This window comes from Pseudoalteromonas sp. HM-SA03, from assembly GCF_002289345.1.
Taxonomy (GTDB): Bacteria; Pseudomonadota; Gammaproteobacteria; order Enterobacterales; family Alteromonadaceae; genus Pseudoalteromonas.
This window is the reverse complement of the sequence record NZ_NSDG01000061.1, coordinates 134,718-151,578: the sequence shown is the minus strand read 5'-3', so window position 1 is coordinate 151,578 and position 16,861 is coordinate 134,718. Positions and strand designations below refer to the sequence as shown.

The window sequence follows — 16,861 nt, the reverse complement described above, 5'->3', positions numbered from 1 at the left end:
TATCACTCTAGCCAGAAGNTTATTTCTTAATACAAGGCAAATTTGTGCGTCAATAGCTGGCCTATTGCAAGCAAATTTAACGCAGTAGTATGGGATAACAGCTGCTAGAGAACAAGTTGTTATCCCGTATTCAGGTTAACTAGATTGTCTGACCACTAATGATGACGGAACCTCTTGAGAAGCACATGTCTCACCACTTAGCTGAGAGAGCAGCTTTTCCACCAATAACTGTGCCGCTGCATTGGTGTCTTGTTTAATCGTAGATAGCGCAGGGAAGCTGATCTGTGCCATGGCTATGTCGTCAAATCCGACTATTCGTACGTCATTTGGTACGCTAATGTAACGCTCTTTTAGCGCTTTTAGTGCCCCAAGCGCGACCATATCACTACACGCAAAGATCCCATCAAAGGTTAATCCTTGTGCTCGCAACAAAGCGTTTATACTCGCGTAGGCAGCCTCTGAAGTAATGTCGATTTTAATCATTTGCGCTTCTACCTTGGCTTTTTCCACCGCATGGCAAAATCCGCGATAGCGCTCACCGAGTTCGGCATGGCCCGGATCGCCCAAAAATAGAAGTTTAGACGCTCCCTTGGCAATTAAGTGCTCCGTTGCGCTAAGGCCACCAATAAAATTGTCACTCCCAACGATAGGATAATTTGCAGAAGTTTTAGGGTCGCCCCATACCACGATCGGCGTGCCAGCTCTTGCAGCACGTTCAATTCGTGCTTGCTCCTTGCCTTGCCCGACAACGATAACTCCATCGGCTCGACGGCCAGAAATAAAATAACCATGCCAGTCTTCCCCTGCCATATAAGAATTAGAGAGTAATAACTCGTACCCTTTTCGGTTCACCGCACGATTAATATCGCTCACTACTTTAAGTAAAAATGGGTCGTCGACGGATTGTTTGGTTTCGGCTTCGAGATTGATAATAACGGCAATGACTTTGGTTTTTTGCATCCGTAAGCGACTAGCCGCCGCGTTAACGCTAAAGTGATGCTCTTTTGCAAGCGCCTGAATGCGCTCTCGAGTTTCCTTTTTTATCAGAGGGTTATCATTGAGTGCACGGGAAGCTGTGGAGGTAGAGACTCCAGCTAGCCTTGCTAGATCAGATAGCTTTAATTGTGTTGTTCCCATCGCAAACCTCTTAATAAACGCACTTAATAGCACTGCTATTCTTACAATTTTTTGATAATTAGACCATAACTAATTGAATCCCTTACCCTAACCAAGCAGAAAAGATAAGCAATCACTGTAAATTTGTAACGCCTTCCATCATTTTATGACAAATTTTTAAACAACATCATTGCAAACGTTTGCATTAAGATCTATTTTAAAAAATAGACAGTCGTTAAATACCAGTCTATGACAACAACAAGAGGGCTTTAGCCGTGATAAAAACTAACTCCTTAAGCTTGATCGCTGCAGCTATAACGCTTGCGTTAAGCGCATCAGCTCAGGCTGAACAACAACCGAACAATAACAAAGAAAAAGTAGAAACCATCATTGTGTCAGGTACACCTGGTGGCGCAGGGATCAGAAAAATTGATGCAAGCTTTGCTGTGACTAATATTGATGCCGTGCAAATTGATAAGCTCGCCCCCAAAAGTACCGCTGACTTGCTTAAAGCAGTGCCTGGGATCTGGGTTGAAAGTTCAGGAGGAGAATCCGGTGCCAACGTTTTTGTTCGCGGCTTTCCAGGCGGTGGGGATGCACCATTCTTAACGGTTAGTTTGCAAGGCAGTCCTATATATCCCGCGCCAACGCTCTCATTTTTAGAAAACACCTCGATTTTCAGACTCGATGAAACCATCAGTATGATGGAAGGCCTGCGTGGTGGACCAAACCCCGTGGTGTCTAATGGTCAGCCGGGCTTAACAACTAACTTTCAACTTAAACGCGGCCAAGTCGACACCGAAGGGACGTTTAAATATACCACCACAGACTATGGTCTTAACCGCATTGACGGCATGTTAAGTGGTGAGATCTCCAATGATCTTTACTACATGGTGGGCGGCTATATCAAACGCTCTTCTGGGATCCGTGATGCGGGCTTTACCTCAGAAAAAGGCCATCAATTTACCATAAACCTAACCAAAGAGTTTGCTGATGGTGAATTTAACCTTTATACCCGTCAAACTGATGACAGAGGCGCATGGTATCTGCCAACCCCACTTAATGTTGAGGGTGTGGATGCGGGCTTTACTCAGCTGGGAACGAATAATCGCAAAGCGATTATTTATGTCGGTGATGAAAATACACCGATGAGTGTAGATATGGGTGATGGTCGCGGCTGGAAAGGCCATGTTTCTGGAGGTAGCTTAAAAGTAGAATTCAAAAATGGCTGGCAGTTAAATGACCGCTTTAGCTTAACGCAAGGCGATGCAAATACACTAGGCCTTGTGCCTGCTGGCAGTGCCATGCGTTTAAGTGAAGTGGCGGACAGCGGTGAAACCACAACAGGTAGCGTCACGGGCAATGAATACGCGGGTGATACCATGGTACAACAATATGGTCGCTGGGTTGTATTAAAAGATATCGAAGCTTTTTCCAATGACTTAGCCTTAAGCAAAACCTTTGGTGATTGGTCAAGTGCCTTTGGTATTTATACAGCAACTACTTCTGCAAAAGACTGGTGGAGCTTAGGTAATACCGCCTACCACGTTCTAGAGCAAGGTGGCGAAGCATTGAATGGTATCGCGTGTAATAGCGATGTTGCCGGTTGCGCCTTCAACTACGACATTAACAGCTCTGGTGATGCCACGACATGGGCAGTTTATACCACTCTTAGTTACCAAGCTACTGAAGCGCTTAAATTAGACTTGGGCCTGCGTAGCGAGCAGCACGAGGTAGAATACTCTGTAGATGAAGATTTAGACGGAGTGATCACAAAAGCGGTTGACTATGATGAGCGCAAGACTTCATGGACCTTAGGCGCTGACTATAGTTTGAGCTTAGATTCAGGTGTTTTTGTGCGTATGAACAAAGGCTACAAAATGCCTTATTTCGACGACTTCAGAGACAACTATAGCACCTATGAATCGGGCGAGTCGCTGATTAAAGAAGTCACACAAGCTGAGCTTGGCTATAAATATATGGGTGAAACCGGCGACCTGTTTGTTACTTTATTTACCAATGAAGTGAAAGGCGACACGTTTGTAAGACGCCCAGGTATACCTGCAGAAATTCTCACCAATGAAGCAACCGGTGTAGAACTTGATTACAGCTATAACCATGAATCGGGTTTATCAATAAACTTGAATGCTACTTGGCAAGACACTGAAATTACTGAAAGCCCAACAAATGAGGGAAATAAAGCACAGCGCCAACCTGATTGGATGCTGCGCGTTACACCAAGTTACGACTTTGAAGTATCGGGTATGTATGCCACCTTATATGGCACACTCTCAGCCGTAGACGACCGTTTTGGCGATAATGAAAATACAGTCGTGTTAGAGGGCTATGAAAAGCTCGATGTTGGTCTCATTGTAGAGCCTACTGAAGGCGTAAAGCTACAACTAGCGGTAGATAACCTTACTGACAAGCAAGGGATCACCGAAGGGGATCCACGTAACCCAGATTCACCCAATGGCCGCTATATCATGCCAAGGAGTGTAAAGTTTAGCGTTGCGTATACGTTCTAGTTTCTGTAACTAAGCGTTTAACATAGCGCTGCCCGCTTATATCAATCTCTAAGGCTGGTAGCGCTAGAAAGACCTAACACGTTTATTGCGGGGCAACTTCATGCAAATGCACTTCAGAATGCCCCCTGCTACCCTAAACCTTAGTTATTGTGCCAAGAGAAACCGCCACTAATTTTTCTTCATCACCGCTTTGCGCATATACCTTACATTCGCATGTCGCCTGACGTTTACCCGAATACAAAACAGTTGACTTCGCAATTAGCTTATCGCCAATAGCGGGTCTAACATAATTCACTTTATACTCTGAGGTAACACAGCTGCCCAGCACCGATGCACCAGCAAAAGTAATACAATTATCAGCTAGATAGCTAACCACGCCGCCATGTGCAAAACCATAGTTTTGTTTAAGATCATCCCGAATAGCGAGACTTAACTCAGCAACGCCAACCTCAAACACCTCCAACTCAGCGCCTAACAATAAGCTAAAAGACTGCTGTGCTAGGATCTCCTTTCCTTCTGCTAACATAGTATTGCTCAACTTCCTCTCCTTAGTATGATTCAAAAATATCAACGCTCAAATAGACTCTACGTCACGAATAGTCTTCACGTCTATAGGTAAACGAACATTGTTAACCAAAAGCACGATATGATTAGCTCAACACGACTAAAAACTGGGCTAGAGATATCGCCTATCACTAGGCTCCCATAGATTAACTACAATGTAAACAATCAGTTATATCATTTTTTACGTATTCTGAATGAGTTTGAAATGTTGCCACATAATTTAGGACGGAGTAGCTACAATAAAAAGCCGCTTAGCAAAAAACTAAGCGGCTTTTTCTGTCTTCAAACTAGGTCTGAATTAATCTAACCAGAACTCTTTTTTGAACTTAATACCAAACTCACTGCGGTCATTGCTGCGCATGACACCAACAAAGCCACTTTGCTGTAGACGACCTACATCGTACACTTCGTTTAGCACGTTTTCACCGTATAGCGTTACTTCCATATCACCTTCAGCGTTGGTGTATGAGATGTTAAAACCTAACAATTCGCGAGAATCAATATGCTCGCTTGCACGTGTTACAGACTGACCTTGCATGTCTGAGCGGTACGAGTAGCTTGCGTTAACTGCAATCGTTGCACCATGCTCTAAGTCATGGAAGTAAGATGGTGCCACCATCACAGTCCATCGAGGTGTGAGTGCCGGCGCATCGCCTTCACCAATACCAATAACACCTTCATCAACATGGGTAATTTCTGAGTCTAGGTAACCGATTGAGCTGCGTACTGAGAAATCATCAGTAATTGCAATTGTCGTTTCAAGTTCAATACCTTGTGCTTTCGACTCACCTGCATTTTCCACGATAGTGACGAAACCACCGCCAGCTGTCGGGTCGTTGAAAGGTAACGCCAGATCGGTGTAATCCGTTACAAATGCAGCAACCATCATAGATACGTTTTCATGCACTTGGCCTTTGAAACCGATTTCGTAGTTAATCGCTTTAGTTTCATCAAACGCAGCGAATTGATCTGGGCCACCAAATGGACGTGGTGGGAAGCCGCCACTTTGGTATCCTTTTTGGACCTGCGCGTAAACATTGATGTCACGAGTTAACTGGTATGACGCATTCACGTCCCACGTCACTTCGTCAAAGTCTGCGCTTACATATTTACGAGCAGCAAAGCTTGGGAAGAGTGCGTTTGCCTCTTTTTTATCTTCAGAGTAACGTAAACCACCACCTATGCTGAGCAGCTCAGTCACGTCAAAGCTTGCATTGATGTAAGCCGCATAGGCATCAGTTTCTTGGTTGATATCAAAGTAACCGTAGCCACCAAAAGAAGCTGTCTGACCATCGTTTAATAAGCCATTTGGCGTGTTCCACGGGCTAAATACGAACGGACCAGAGCTGGTAAAACCGTCTTCGTTAAAGTAATAAAGACCCGATACAAAATCCCAAGAGTCATAAGTACCGTTTAGTTGTAGTTCAAATGAGTACTGATCTGCACCGCCCTCTTCTGGGAATTCAGATAGATTAAGTGCTACCGCATCGTCATCTAGGCCGCCGGTATATTCAGAACTACGCTTGCTTGCGATAAATTTAACAGAGTAAACATCACTTGCTTGCCAATCAGCAGTCACTGACCCACCCCAACCAGAATAATCTGTGCTTTCAATGCCAGCAACCGTTGTTGCCAAATCATCAGGATTGTTTGGCAACATAGACTTATCTAGCAATGGGAAGTCACCATTGAAAGGGTCATTTGAGTCAAGTGGATCTGTTAATTCGATAGTATACGGTGATTGACCAGACTCGTTCTCAACGCCGTCAAATGCAGCGGTGACAACTAAATCATTCGTTGCTTGCCATCTAAGTGCTAAACGGCCACTAAACTCTTGCTCTTCGCCGATTTCCTTTTCAGGATTTGCTAAGTTGATTGCTTTACCTACACCGTCGCGCTCTTTATAAGAAGCACTTGCAGAAAAGCTTAGTGTGTCTGTTAACGTTTGGCTTGTATACAGATCAGTCGCTAAACGACCGCGAGAACCTATTTTAGCTTCAACGCGTGCAACTTCTTCAGCGCCAGGTTGTTTAGTGATCACATTTACCGCACCGCCTAATGTGTTACGGCCGTACAGTGTACCTTGTGGACCACGTAGCACTTCTACGCGTTCAACATTGGGCAGTGAAAGGTTAGAACCCATCTGACGGCCAAGGTATACGCCATCAACGTAAACACCAACACCTGGGTCCGTTGTGATCACATGGTCTTGTAGACCAATACCACGGATAAATACAGAAGCATGTGCAGCGTTACCTACACCATAGCGAGTAATATTTAAGTTTGGAACGAACTTACCAATATCGTCTAGATTACTGATATTGGCTTTATCAATATCGCTAGCACCGATAGAAGTAATTGCAGTAGGCGTTTCGAACAAACTTTCAGTACGTTTACGAGCAGTCACTTCTATTTTTTCAAACACTTGTTTTTCTTGCTCTACATTAGCTTGTTCGGCCAATGCTGTACTAGGAAGGGCTACGGCTGCTAACACTGCAACTGAAATGGCAGATAAACCAAGGCGAGGCAAAACTGTAATCATATAATCTCCAAAGGAATCACCGTGTGTGTACTAGTTGCGAGAGGTCGCAAACTAGAGAAGCAACAAGCTCAGTGTTATTACTTCTAGCCCAATAATCCATCAAATCTAAATAGACTGAACGTTACAAATTTTGGGCATAAAAAAAGATGCACTAGGCGCATCTCTTTCCTCTGGAGGGGTATTATAGTCACAACTAAGTTAAATTGAAATATTTATTTAATAAAAATTACTTTTAGGGTTTTTGTAACCAAAATAAAACCAATATTAGAAAATTAATTTTAATAAAAAATCGTTGTAGAACAAATAATTATACCAGATATCAGGATTATATGTTACTAAAGTGAAACTTCTACTTATGTTTTTACCATGGCTCTAGGCTTGTTCGTTTGAAAATAGCTTCTATTCGCGAAGCTGTGAATGGTAAGACTAATAGGTATTAGGTTTAGTGGTAAACGGTAGACGAAAAAAAACCAGCCTAAGCTGGTTTTTTTGTTTGGTGCGAATGGGGGGACTTGAACCCCCACGGCCGAAGCCACCACCCCCTCAAGATGGCGTGTCTACCAATTCCACCACATTCGCAAATTCAGTGTATTTCCTAATGATTAGTTAGGAACGTCAGAAGCTGGATTTTCTTCTGTCGCTGGCACATCATTTGTTGCTGGAACAGTTGTTACAGCAGCTGGTGCCTCTAGATTTTCCCACTCGTTAGTCTTTTTAATCTGACCCGTCGTTAGGTTACCTAGAACAATACTTAGCACAAAGAATATCGTTGCTAAGATTGTTGTTGTCTTAGTCATAAAGTTGCCTGCACCTGATGAGCCGAAAACTGTCGCCGATGCACCTGCACCAAACGAAGAACCCATATCCGCGCCTTTACCTTGTTGAATTAACACCATACCAATTAGTGCTAACGCCACAATTAAGTAAACAACCATTAGAATTTCGTACATTTACTTATCCTTTTGCACTTCTGCATATAGCTGCGAAACTCTCAGGCTTTAGGCTTGCGCCCCCGATAAGTCCACCGTCTATATCATCTTGTGCGAATAACAATTCACTGTTTTGTTCATTAACACTGCCACCGTAAAGAAGTTGCAGTGATTGTGCAATTTGCTTGTCATTTTCTGAGAGCAAATCACGTATAAATTTGTGTACTGCTTGCGCTTGCTCAGGAGATGCTGTTTTACCAGTACCAATAGCCCAAACAGGTTCGTATGCTATCACAGAGTTTGTTAGCGCTGCTACACCTAATTTGGTGATAACTGCGTTTATTTGCCTAGCAACCACTTGCTCTGTCTGCCCATTTTCTCTTTCTTCTTCGGTTTCACCAACACATAAAATTGGTGTCAAACCTTGTTCTTGAGCATGTGCAAATTTGTTCGCAACATCTTCATCGCTTTCGCCGTAAATAGCTCGCCGCTCTGAGTGACCAACTAAGGTATATGTTGCACCTAGAGATTTTGCCAGGGACGCCTGAATTTCTCCAGTATATGCGCCTTCTTTATATTCCGAAACAGTTTGTGTTCCGACAGTAAGCCCTTTACTTGCTGCTTGCTCAATAAGCATGGCAGGAGGAAAAACAATTACATCTGCTTGAAATGCTTGATTGCTTACTGCTTCTGATATTTGGTCAACGAGGGCCTTTGAGCCGTTCATTTTCCAGTTACCAGCAACAATTTGCTTTCTAGTTGTCATACGATACTCCGCAGTAGAAAGCGGGTGAGATACTAACTCTACTCACCCGAAGTTACAAGAAATAAATTTAACTTTTGGTTTAATTGCTCACAGATTCAACAACTTCAGCGATTTTTTGGGCAAAATCGATAACTTGCTTCTGTTGCTGAGCTTCAACCATGACACGAACCACTGGCTCTGTACCAGATTTACGTAATAACACTCTGCCCTTTCCGGCAAGCTGAGCTTCAACTTCAGCGACGACTGCTTTAACAGCGTTTTGCTCGGTTGGATCATCTTTAGTGCTATAGCGCACGTTAATCATCTTCATTGGGTATTTGCTAAAACCTTCACCCAAATCTTTTAATGTTTTATTCTGCGCAACCATGGCTGCAAGCACTTGTAAGCTAGAGACGATGCCATCACCGGTGCTGATCAGATCCAGATTTAAAACGTGACCTGAGCTTTCGCCGCCGATTTTCCAGCCTTTCTCACCAAGAAGCTCCATTACATAGCGGTCACCAACTTTACTGCGCTCAAAAGCAATTCCGCGTGATTTAAGGGCGTTTTCGAGCCCCATGTTAGACATTACCGTACCGACAACACCGCCACCTAATGTACCATCGGCATGAGCTTGGCATGCAATAATATAGACGATGTCATCACCATCAAATACATGACCGTCGTGATCGACCATCATGACTCGGTCACCATCACCATCATAAGCAATTCCAACATCCGCTTGATGTTCAAGCACTGCTTTTTTCAACGCTTCGACATGCGTTGCGCCACATTTTTCGTTGATGTTGACACCATTAGGTTCACACGCGGTTGTGATAACGTCCGCACCAAGTTCACGCATGACATTTGGTGCAATGTGATAAGTCGCGCCATTTGCGCAGTCCAACACCACTTTCAACCCTTCAAGCGATAGCTCTTTAGGAAACTGACCTTTACAAAATTCGATATAGCGACCATCCGCACTCTCTAGACGCTTAGCTTTACCGAGTTTTTCAGACGCGACACACGTCATCGGTTCATCCAGCTTTGCTTCTATTGCAAGTTCCACCTCGTCAGGGAGCTTTTTACCATCGCCACCAAAAAACTTGATGCCATTATCATGGTATGGATTATGAGATGCACTGATCACAATACCAGCCTCAGCTCTGAACGTTTGTGTCAGATAAGCGACAGCTGGTGTCGGCATAGGCCCTAATAAAATCACATTGATCCCAGCGGCAATTAACCCTGCCTCTAACGCGGTTTCAAGAAGGTAGCCAGAAATGCGGGTATCTTTGCCAATAATTACCTTTTTGGTACCACGCTCAGACAGCACTTTTCCAGCCGCCCAGCCTAGTTTCATTGCAAACTCAGGCGTAATAGGGAACTCGCCCACAAGGCCCCTTACACCGTCCGTACCGAAGTACTTTCTTGTTGTCATTGAGTAACTCCATTGACCGACGCTAGCCATACATTAAGCGCGTCGCTTGTTTCTTTTACGTCATGAACACGGATTATGTGCGCGCCTTTCTGTGCACATATCAGTGCACCGACTAGGCTTGCAGCTACACGCTCATGCGTTTCCCGATTGAGTAGCTGTCCAAACATGGACTTTCTAGAGAGGCCCGTCAGAATAGGTAAATCGAAAGCGTGAAACTTGTCCAATCCACCTAATATCCGAAAGTTATGCTCTAGAGATTTACCGAAGCCAAAACCAGGATCTAAAATCAGCCGATTGGTATCAATCCCAGCTTGCTTGCACGCACTGATCCTAGCTTCGAAAAACTGACTGATGTCTGAAAATAAGTCATCATAGTGAGGGTTGCTTTGCATTGAGCGAGGTTGACCTTGCATATGCATTAAACAAATTGGTACATCCGTGTATTGAGCTGCGACTTCGAGCGCATCTGGCTCTTGTAACGCTCGAACATCATTAATGATATCAGCGCCTGCTTCTATTGCTTGTTTCATCACCTCGGCTTTACTGGTATCTACCGAAATCACACAGTCTGAGTGCGTGCGAATTGCTTTAATAACCGGTATTACGCGCTGTAATTCTTCTTCTAATTGAACTTCTGGCGCGCCGGGACGAGTGGACTCTCCACCTATGTCTAAGATGGTAGCGCCTTGTGAAAGCATTAAATTTGCTTGTTTGATTGCACTATCCAAGTGAGTAAAATGTCCACCGTCAGAAAATGAGTCGGGAGTAACATTTAAAATCCCCATTACCTGAGGCTTGTCTAAACTAAGGGTGCGCCCTTTGGGTAAACGTAACTCGTACATTCTATACCTATTTTCTGTAGTCTAAGTTTGGTGATAACGAAAGGCGTATAGCAGTTGATTTAAGTTCTCGCATTGAATGCTAGTAAAACTTATATCAACTGATACAAAAAAGCCCCGATTGCTCGGGGCTGTCGTATTCTACCTAATCTTACGATTTGTCATCAAGTTCTGAGTTTGATGATGTGTCATTTGACTGCTCTTCTGCTGGTTTTTCAGCTTTAGGCTCAGGTTTTATTTCTGTTACTTTCGCAGATTCTGCTTTTTTCTCTGGCTTAATGTCATGTGCATCCCTTGGTGGACGAACATCACGGCGCTCCATTAGATCATCAATCTGCAATGCATCAATCGTTTCGTATTTCATCAACGCGTCTTTCATCGTGTGAAGAATATCCATATTATCTTTTAGGATTTGCTCCGCACGTTGGTAGTTGCGATCAATGAAATCTTTAATTTCAGCATCAATAAGTTTAGCGGTTTCATCTGACATACCTGACATGCGGTGAGAACCACCACCCATGTACATCTCGCCTTGCTCTTCCAAATACATCTGTGGACCAAGTTTCGGACTTAAGCCCCACTGCGTAACCATTTTCTTAGCAATATCGGTTGCGCGTTCAATATCGTTGCTCGCGCCTGTCGTTACTTTGTCATCGCCGTAAATCAGCGCTTCAGCGATACGACCACCATATAAACTTGAAAGCATAGATTCTAGGTGTTGCTTAGAGTGACTTACACGGTCTTGCTCTGGCAAGTACATTGTTACACCTAATGCGCGACCACGTGGAATAATCGACACTTTATATACTGGGTCATGCTCGGGCACTAAACGACCAACAATCGCGTGACCGGCTTCGTGATAAGCCGTCATTTCCTTCTCTTGCTCGCTCATCACCATGGACTTACGCTCAGCACCCATCATGATTTTATCTTTCGCGGCGTCAAATTCCGCCATACTTACCTTACGCTTGTTGCCACGAGCGGCAAACAGTGCAGCTTCGTTCACAAGGTTAGCTAAATCAGCACCAGAAAAGCCCGGCGTACCACGTGCAATCACAGACGCTTCAACATTATCATCTAACGGCACTTTACGCATGTGCACATTTAAGATTTGTTCACGACCACGAATATCCGGTAAACCAACCACGACTTGGCGATCGAAACGACCAGGACGCAATAATGCTGGATCTAGTACATCAGGGCGGTTAGTAGCAGCAATAACGATAATACCTTCGTTACCCTCAAAGCCATCCATTTCTACAAGCATTTGGTTAAGTGTTTGCTCTCGCTCGTCGTGACCACCGCCCATACCAGCGCCACGTTTACGGCCTACGGCGTCGATTTCATCGATAAAGATGATACAAGGCGCTGCTTTTTTGGCCTGTTCAAACATATCACGAACACGAGACGCGCCAACACCGACAAACATTTCTACGAAATCAGAACCGGAAATGGTAAAGAATGGTACTTTTGCTTCACCTGCAACGGCTTTAGCAAGTAGGGTTTTACCCGTACCAGGAGGACCAACCATTAACACGCCTTTTGGAATGCTACCGCCCAACTTTTGGAACTTTGACGGGTCCCGCAGGAAATCGACTAGCTCAGTAACATCTTCTTTCGCTTCGTCACAACCAGCAACATCCGCAAATGTTGTCTTAACCTGATCTTCGCTCATTAATCGAGCTTTACTTTTACCAAACGACATCGCGCCTTTGCCGCCACCGCCTTGCATTTGGCGCATGAAGAAAATCCATACCCCGATAAGCAGTAGCATTGGGAACCAAGAAATAAAGATATTCGCAAGGAAAGATTGCTCTTCCGGTGCAACACCTTTGATATTCACGTCATTCTTAAGTAAGTCATTAACGAGATCTAAATCAGTTAATGGGATCACTGTTTGGAAACGATCTCCACTAGAACGAACGCCACTAATCATGCCCGTTTGACGGTCAATACTGACTTCTCTTACAGAGCCATTGCGCACATCCTTTACAAATTGTGTGTAACTCGTTTGGCGATCATATTGTTCGCCACCGTTAAAGCTCTGGAACACAGTCATTAGCACTACTGCAATCACTAACCAGAGTATTAGATTTTTAGCCATATCGCTCAAGGAGTTAACCTCTTGTATCCAAAAAAATTCAAATTCAACTTGATGCTTTCCAACTGTACTACAGTTTGTAGCCTGTCGCCACTACATATACTTCACGCGACCGAGGACGAGACGCTTTTGGTTTACGGATCTTTACAACCTTAAAACAATTACGTACCTCTTGCACAAATTGATCAAAGCCCTCGCCTTGGAAAACTTTAACCGCAAATGCGCCGTTTGACTTAAGCACTTGATGACACATATCTAAGGCTAGCTCGACCAGATACATGCTGCCAGATTGGTCGGTGGACATATTACCGCTCATATTTGGGGCCATGTCGGAAAAAACCACATCTACGTTCTTGCCGTTTATTCTATCTAGCAAAGCATTTAATACAGCTTCCTCTCTGAAGTCTCCCTGAAGGAAATCAACACCTGCCAATGAGTCCATCGGTAAGATATCACAGGCAATTACTTGTCCATCAATGTCAACCTGCTCTGCGAGATATTGCGACCAGCTTCCCGGTGCTGCTCCTAAATCGACAACGGTCATCCCCTTGCGGATCAATTTGTCCTTTTGCTGGACTTCTTCCAGCTTAAAAACCGCTCGTGAACGATAGCCACGTTTTTGAGCTTCATGTACATACGGGTCTTCTACGTGTTCTTTTAACCAACGTTTCGAACTGGCGGAATGTTTTTTATTTGCCATATTAACTACAACTCATTAGTAATATTGTCTAGATGGCGTTAGAATATCGATAATTCAAGCCTTTTAATAAATAAGATTGTATCAATATGACCTTATCAAATAAACAAAAGCAGTTCCTAAAAGGGCTAGCTCATTCTTTAAACCCAGTTGTTCTTCTAGGCGCAAACGGCCTAACCGAAGGCGTTATGGCTGAAATTGAGCAAAACCTGAACATCCACGAACTTATCAAGGTAAAAGTACCAACCAACGATCGTGAAACTAAGAAACTGATTTTTGAAGCAATTGTTCGTGAAACAAATGCACATAAAGTACAAACCATTGGCCATATCATTGTGTTGTACCGTCAAAGCGAAGACAAAAAGATCCAGTTACCTCGTAACTAACCTTTGTTGTCCGCGACGTTTTCATCAGAAGACGTCGCAATCTCTTGTAATAAACTCGCTTCTTCTGCTTTTACTTTCTTAATTTCCTGCTCACTCACCTGAGGCAGTAATTTCTCCTCAAGCGCCAATGCGTCAACAATAAAGTCGTTTGTTAACTGATTAATAATGCCACTCTCTGCATTTAACAGTAGGCTAAACCCAATACCAAGCGCTGGAATAATCACCACATCGGTACGATAACCTTGCACCCAGCCACTATGATAATAAAGCAATTTGCCATCATAGCGATAAATTCGCCAGCCAAGTCCATAATAGGCTTCTTCTACATGACCACGCCAAACGCGTCTGCGTAGCTCACGTTTCGTCAACGTATACGGCACTGATTGCTTACTCAGAGCATCCGGTGATAGAACACTTGGATACAGACCTAATTGTGCTTTTAACCACTGCGCCATATCAGCAGCACTAGCGTTTACACCAGCTGCGGGGAGTACTTTATAGTAATGCGGCTTTAATTTAGCGGTATGCCAACGCTTTCGCCCTCTAACATGTGGCCACGCAAAATTATCATTTTTTGTCATTTGCTCGTAGCCAAGGCCGGCGTCATGCATATTAAGTGGCGCGAAAACAAACTCTTCCATCCAAGTTTTGTAACTGATATTCGTCGCCTGCTCGATAACATCTCCAATCAAGCTAAACATGACATTTTGATAACCATAACACTCACCGGGTTGACATAACGCTTTGACTTGCAGTAAGCGCTCAACAATTTGTGGGTAGTCCATGCGAGACTCGATTAAATTATCGTAGGCATTGGGCACTAAGCCACTCGAGTGACTTAACAAATGATAGAGCTTAAGTTGGCTATAATCACCTTTGGCGACTTGCGGCAAATAGCTACCCACTCTATCGTCAATATTAAAGTACCCTTCGCTTGCCAATTTAGCCGTTAGGCTTCCTGCAAACGTTTTTGAAACCGATGCCAAGCGAAAGCGAGTTCGTTCGTTAACCACGCTTCCTTGTCGACTTTTTGTCCTGCCAAAACCCTCCGCGTAGCTGCCGTGCTTAACATGCACGACGGATAAAGCAGCACCGGGCACCGATTTTTCTTTTAGTTTGCGCTCGACTTGCTTAGAATAGCTCTTTAAAAATTGTGACCATTGCTGGTTTGGGGTTTTTGCAATCGTTATTTTTGAATAACTAATGCAAAAAAAACAAACTAATGTGAGAATTAGCGACTTCATAATGACTCATTTCATTAACACTCGCCCGCCATACTAACATGATGAATTGGCGGAACTCACTAAATATAAGAAAATAACTGTTTAATTGAGGTATTTTAATGCGTTTAGTGCTAGCAGCTCTATGTACAAGTCTACTTTTTGGATGTGTCACCACAGCGCCATTAGCGCCAAAGTTAGATGTACCTAAGAAGCCACTACTAAAAAAGTCTGTTTATCAAATCAGCTATAGTACCGAACTTAATTCCGCACGAATTAAATCAGTGCAATTGCCCGCTCACCCACTTGCTCAAGGTGACACAGTCTACATCAACGCTGATAAGGTAAGCTTGACTGACACACTGAGAAAGCAAATTGTTACTTTACTTGAGAAAAAAGGCCTAAAAGTTGTTGCAGCTAAAAACGCAAATTACACGCTAACGATTCATCAACTTGATTTGGAATTTGCAGCTAATAAAACGTATGCACTGGATAGGCCAAAAAATCCGCATCCACATATTGCTGAACTTGCGCAAAATTCGCCAGCATTTCAATGTACTAATATCGTGGCTTCTGTCAGTATGCGTTTAGCACACCAAGCGTCATCCGATGTTGTCTGGTTTGCCAAATCATCGGTAGATAGCGCGGGCTTCCAAGGAATCCCTTTACAATTCACCTTTACTGAGGTGGAGAAAATAGAAAATGAACACGATGTACTGTCGTTTATCGTTGCACAAAATACTGATGAGGCACGCCGTCAACGTGGCAAGAAACCCGTTGATATTCCTCCTTACAAGGTAACTAAAACGGTTTCACCACTCGAGAAAACCGCTGGTGCATGTACCCAAACGGAAGTATCAGCGTTAACAGCGGATATGCAAAAACACTTGGCCGAGAGTTTAATTGAGAAGCTAAACGTTAAGTAGCATAAACATTAGCCAGTTTGATAGAGGACAGCTGCCGACTGGCGCTACACTTATTTACAGACAATGACGCTTTTGGGATTATACTCGACGCAGAAAAATAAAAAGTTCGGAGTAAAGAGATGGAGCAATACGGCACAATCTTATTGGTTGAAGATGATATTTCATTAGCGCAATGGGTCGCTGAATATCTTGATAACCAAGGCTATAAAACACATTGCTGCTATCGTGGTGATGAAGTTATTGAACGTGTCAAGTCACTCGACCCCGACCTTGTTTTACTTGATCTTATGCTCCCCGGCAAGGATGGTATCAGCGTATGCCGCGACTTACGTCAGTTTTATAATAAGCCTGTTATTATACTCACAGCCAAAGATGAAGAAATGGACGAAGTCATCGGTTTGGAAGTCGGCGCTAGCGATTACGTTATCAAACCTGTTCGTCCTCGTGCCTTACTAGCTCGGATCAAAGCAAATGTCCGCGCTGCACAAGAAAAACCGCAAGAGCATCACGCTGCCAATCACGAACTCGTAGTTGGACAGTTATGCATCAATACTCAAGCTCGCAAAGTCAGTGTTGCAGACCAAGAAGTCATCGTTTCTAGTGCCGAATATCTACTACTGCAATTTTTAGCCAGTCACGCTGGTGAAGTTGTCTCTCGTGATGCGGTATTTAAAGCGACAAAAGGGAGAGAATATGACGGCCTAGACAGAAGCGTCGATGTGCTCATTTCTGCCCTGCGTAAAAAGTTTAATGATGATCCTCAAAACCCAGAAAAAATTAAAACTGTGTGGGGTAAAGGATATCTACTCGTACCATCAGCTTGGTAA

At 43.7% G+C, this 16,861-nt stretch carries 14 protein-coding genes and 1 tRNA gene; 4 read left to right on the top strand and 11 right to left on the bottom strand.

Features of this window, described 5'->3' with window-relative positions; translation table 11 throughout:
* Nucleotides 1–135: 135 nt before the first annotated feature.
* Complete coding sequence (locus CKO50_RS13320) at nt 136–1,137, bottom strand: LacI family DNA-binding transcriptional regulator (protein WP_095728546.1); 1,002 nt, start codon at nt 1,135–1,137, stop codon at nt 136–138.
* Nucleotides 1,138–1,391: 254 nt separating this feature from the next.
* Between CKO50_RS13320 and CKO50_RS13315 the strand changes: the two genes are divergently transcribed.
* Entirely contained in the window at nt 1,392–3,644 is a 2,253-nt protein-coding gene (locus CKO50_RS13315) for a TonB-dependent receptor (protein WP_095728545.1), read from the top strand.
* 133 nt (nt 3,645–3,777) lie between these two features.
* Here the strand turns inward: CKO50_RS13315 and CKO50_RS13310 are convergent, their stop codons facing one another.
* The 9 genes from CKO50_RS13310 to rlmE form a co-directional block, all read right to left on the bottom strand.
* Nucleotides 3,778–4,182 carry a PaaI family thioesterase gene (locus tag CKO50_RS13310; RefSeq protein ID WP_255229747.1) on the bottom strand — a complete coding sequence of 135 codons (405 nt, stop codon included), beginning with the start codon at nt 4,180–4,182 and terminating at the stop codon, nt 3,778–3,780.
* Between the two features lie 324 nt (nt 4,183–4,506).
* Nucleotides 4,507–6,750 carry a TonB-dependent receptor gene (locus CKO50_RS13305; RefSeq protein WP_095728543.1) on the bottom strand — a complete coding sequence of 748 codons (2,244 nt, stop codon included), beginning with the start codon at nt 6,748–6,750 and terminating at the stop codon, nt 4,507–4,509.
* A gap of 494 nt (nt 6,751–7,244) precedes the next feature.
* Nucleotides 7,245–7,329 (bottom strand) — tRNA-Leu (locus CKO50_RS13300).
* 23 nt (nt 7,330–7,352) lie between these two features.
* Nucleotides 7,353–7,700: a preprotein translocase subunit SecG gene (secG, locus tag CKO50_RS13295; RefSeq protein WP_095728542.1), complete on the bottom strand. Its 348-nt coding sequence runs from the start codon at nt 7,698–7,700 to the stop codon at nt 7,353–7,355.
* Nucleotides 7,701–7,704: 4 nt separating this feature from the next.
* Nucleotides 7,705–8,445, bottom strand: a complete 741-nt coding sequence (gene tpiA / locus CKO50_RS13290) for a triose-phosphate isomerase (RefSeq protein WP_095728541.1) — start codon at nt 8,443–8,445, stop codon at nt 7,705–7,707.
* A 79-nt stretch (nt 8,446–8,524) separates the two neighbouring features.
* Complete coding sequence (glmM, locus tag CKO50_RS13285) at nt 8,525–9,865, bottom strand: phosphoglucosamine mutase (RefSeq protein ID WP_095728540.1); 1,341 nt, start codon at nt 9,863–9,865, stop codon at nt 8,525–8,527.
* On the bottom strand, nt 9,862–10,707 hold the full coding sequence (gene folP / locus CKO50_RS13280; protein ID WP_095728539.1) for a dihydropteroate synthase: 846 nt from the start codon (nt 10,705–10,707) through the stop codon (nt 9,862–9,864). The genes glmM and folP overlap by 4 nt, the downstream gene beginning before the upstream one ends.
* A 148-nt stretch (nt 10,708–10,855) precedes the next feature.
* Nucleotides 10,856–12,808, bottom strand: a complete 1,953-nt coding sequence (ftsH, locus tag CKO50_RS13275) for an ATP-dependent zinc metalloprotease FtsH (RefSeq protein WP_095728538.1) — start codon at nt 12,806–12,808, stop codon at nt 10,856–10,858.
* Nucleotides 12,809–12,875: 67 nt separating this feature from the next.
* A complete protein-coding gene (gene rlmE, locus CKO50_RS13270) occupies nt 12,876–13,505 on the bottom strand; it encodes a 23S rRNA (uridine(2552)-2'-O)-methyltransferase RlmE (protein ID WP_095728537.1) in 630 nt (209 codons plus the stop codon).
* An 86-nt stretch (nt 13,506–13,591) separates the two neighbouring features.
* On the opposite strand from rlmE, the gene yhbY reads away from it, so the two are divergent.
* A complete protein-coding gene (gene yhbY / locus CKO50_RS13265) occupies nt 13,592–13,888 on the top strand; it encodes a ribosome assembly RNA-binding protein YhbY (RefSeq protein WP_010373854.1) in 297 nt (98 codons plus the stop codon).
* Here the strand turns inward: yhbY and CKO50_RS13260 are convergent.
* Nucleotides 13,885–15,132 carry a serine hydrolase gene (locus CKO50_RS13260; RefSeq protein WP_095728536.1) on the bottom strand — a complete coding sequence of 416 codons (1,248 nt, stop codon included), beginning with the start codon at nt 15,130–15,132 and terminating at the stop codon, nt 13,885–13,887. The two genes, yhbY and CKO50_RS13260, sit on opposite strands and share 4 nt — an antisense overlap.
* A gap of 98 nt (nt 15,133–15,230) precedes the next feature.
* On the opposite strand from CKO50_RS13260, the gene CKO50_RS13255 reads away from it, so the two are divergent.
* Together CKO50_RS13255 and CKO50_RS13250 are read left to right on the top strand one after the other, a co-directional pair.
* Nucleotides 15,231–16,034, top strand: a complete 804-nt coding sequence (locus CKO50_RS13255) for a hypothetical protein (protein WP_095728535.1) — start codon at nt 15,231–15,233, stop codon at nt 16,032–16,034.
* A gap of 119 nt (nt 16,035–16,153) precedes the next feature.
* Nucleotides 16,154–16,861, top strand: a complete 708-nt coding sequence (locus tag CKO50_RS13250) for a response regulator (RefSeq protein WP_095728534.1) — start codon at nt 16,154–16,156, stop codon at nt 16,859–16,861.

Coding starts and splice junctions, on each gene's coding strand:
- CKO50_RS13320 (WP_095728546.1), bottom strand. CDS start 1,137: ATGGGAACAACACAATTAAAGCTATCTGATCTAGCAAGGCTAGCTGGA.
- CKO50_RS13305 (WP_095728543.1), bottom strand. CDS start 6,750: ATGATTACAGTTTTGCCTCGCCTTGGTTTATCTGCCATTTCAGTTGCA.
- secG (WP_095728542.1), bottom strand. CDS start 7,700: ATGTACGAAATTCTAATGGTTGTTTACTTAATTGTGGCGTTAGCACTA.
- tpiA (WP_095728541.1), bottom strand. CDS start 8,445: ATGACAACTAGAAAGCAAATTGTTGCTGGTAACTGGAAAATGAACGGC.
- glmM (WP_095728540.1), bottom strand. CDS start 9,865: ATGACAACAAGAAAGTACTTCGGTACGGACGGTGTAAGGGGCCTTGTG.
- folP (WP_095728539.1), bottom strand. CDS start 10,707: ATGTACGAGTTACGTTTACCCAAAGGGCGCACCCTTAGTTTAGACAAG.
- ftsH (WP_095728538.1), bottom strand. CDS start 12,808: ATGGCTAAAAATCTAATACTCTGGTTAGTGATTGCAGTAGTGCTAATG.
- rlmE (WP_095728537.1), bottom strand. CDS start 13,505: ATGGCAAATAAAAAACATTCCGCCAGTTCGAAACGTTGGTTAAAAGAA.
- yhbY (WP_010373854.1), top strand. CDS start 13,592: ATGACCTTATCAAATAAACAAAAGCAGTTCCTAAAAGGGCTAGCTCAT.
- CKO50_RS13260 (WP_095728536.1), bottom strand. CDS start 15,132: ATGAAGTCGCTAATTCTCACATTAGTTTGTTTTTTTTGCATTAGTTAT.
- CKO50_RS13255 (WP_095728535.1), top strand. CDS start 15,231: ATGCGTTTAGTGCTAGCAGCTCTATGTACAAGTCTACTTTTTGGATGT.
- CKO50_RS13250 (WP_095728534.1), top strand. CDS start 16,154: ATGGAGCAATACGGCACAATCTTATTGGTTGAAGATGATATTTCATTA.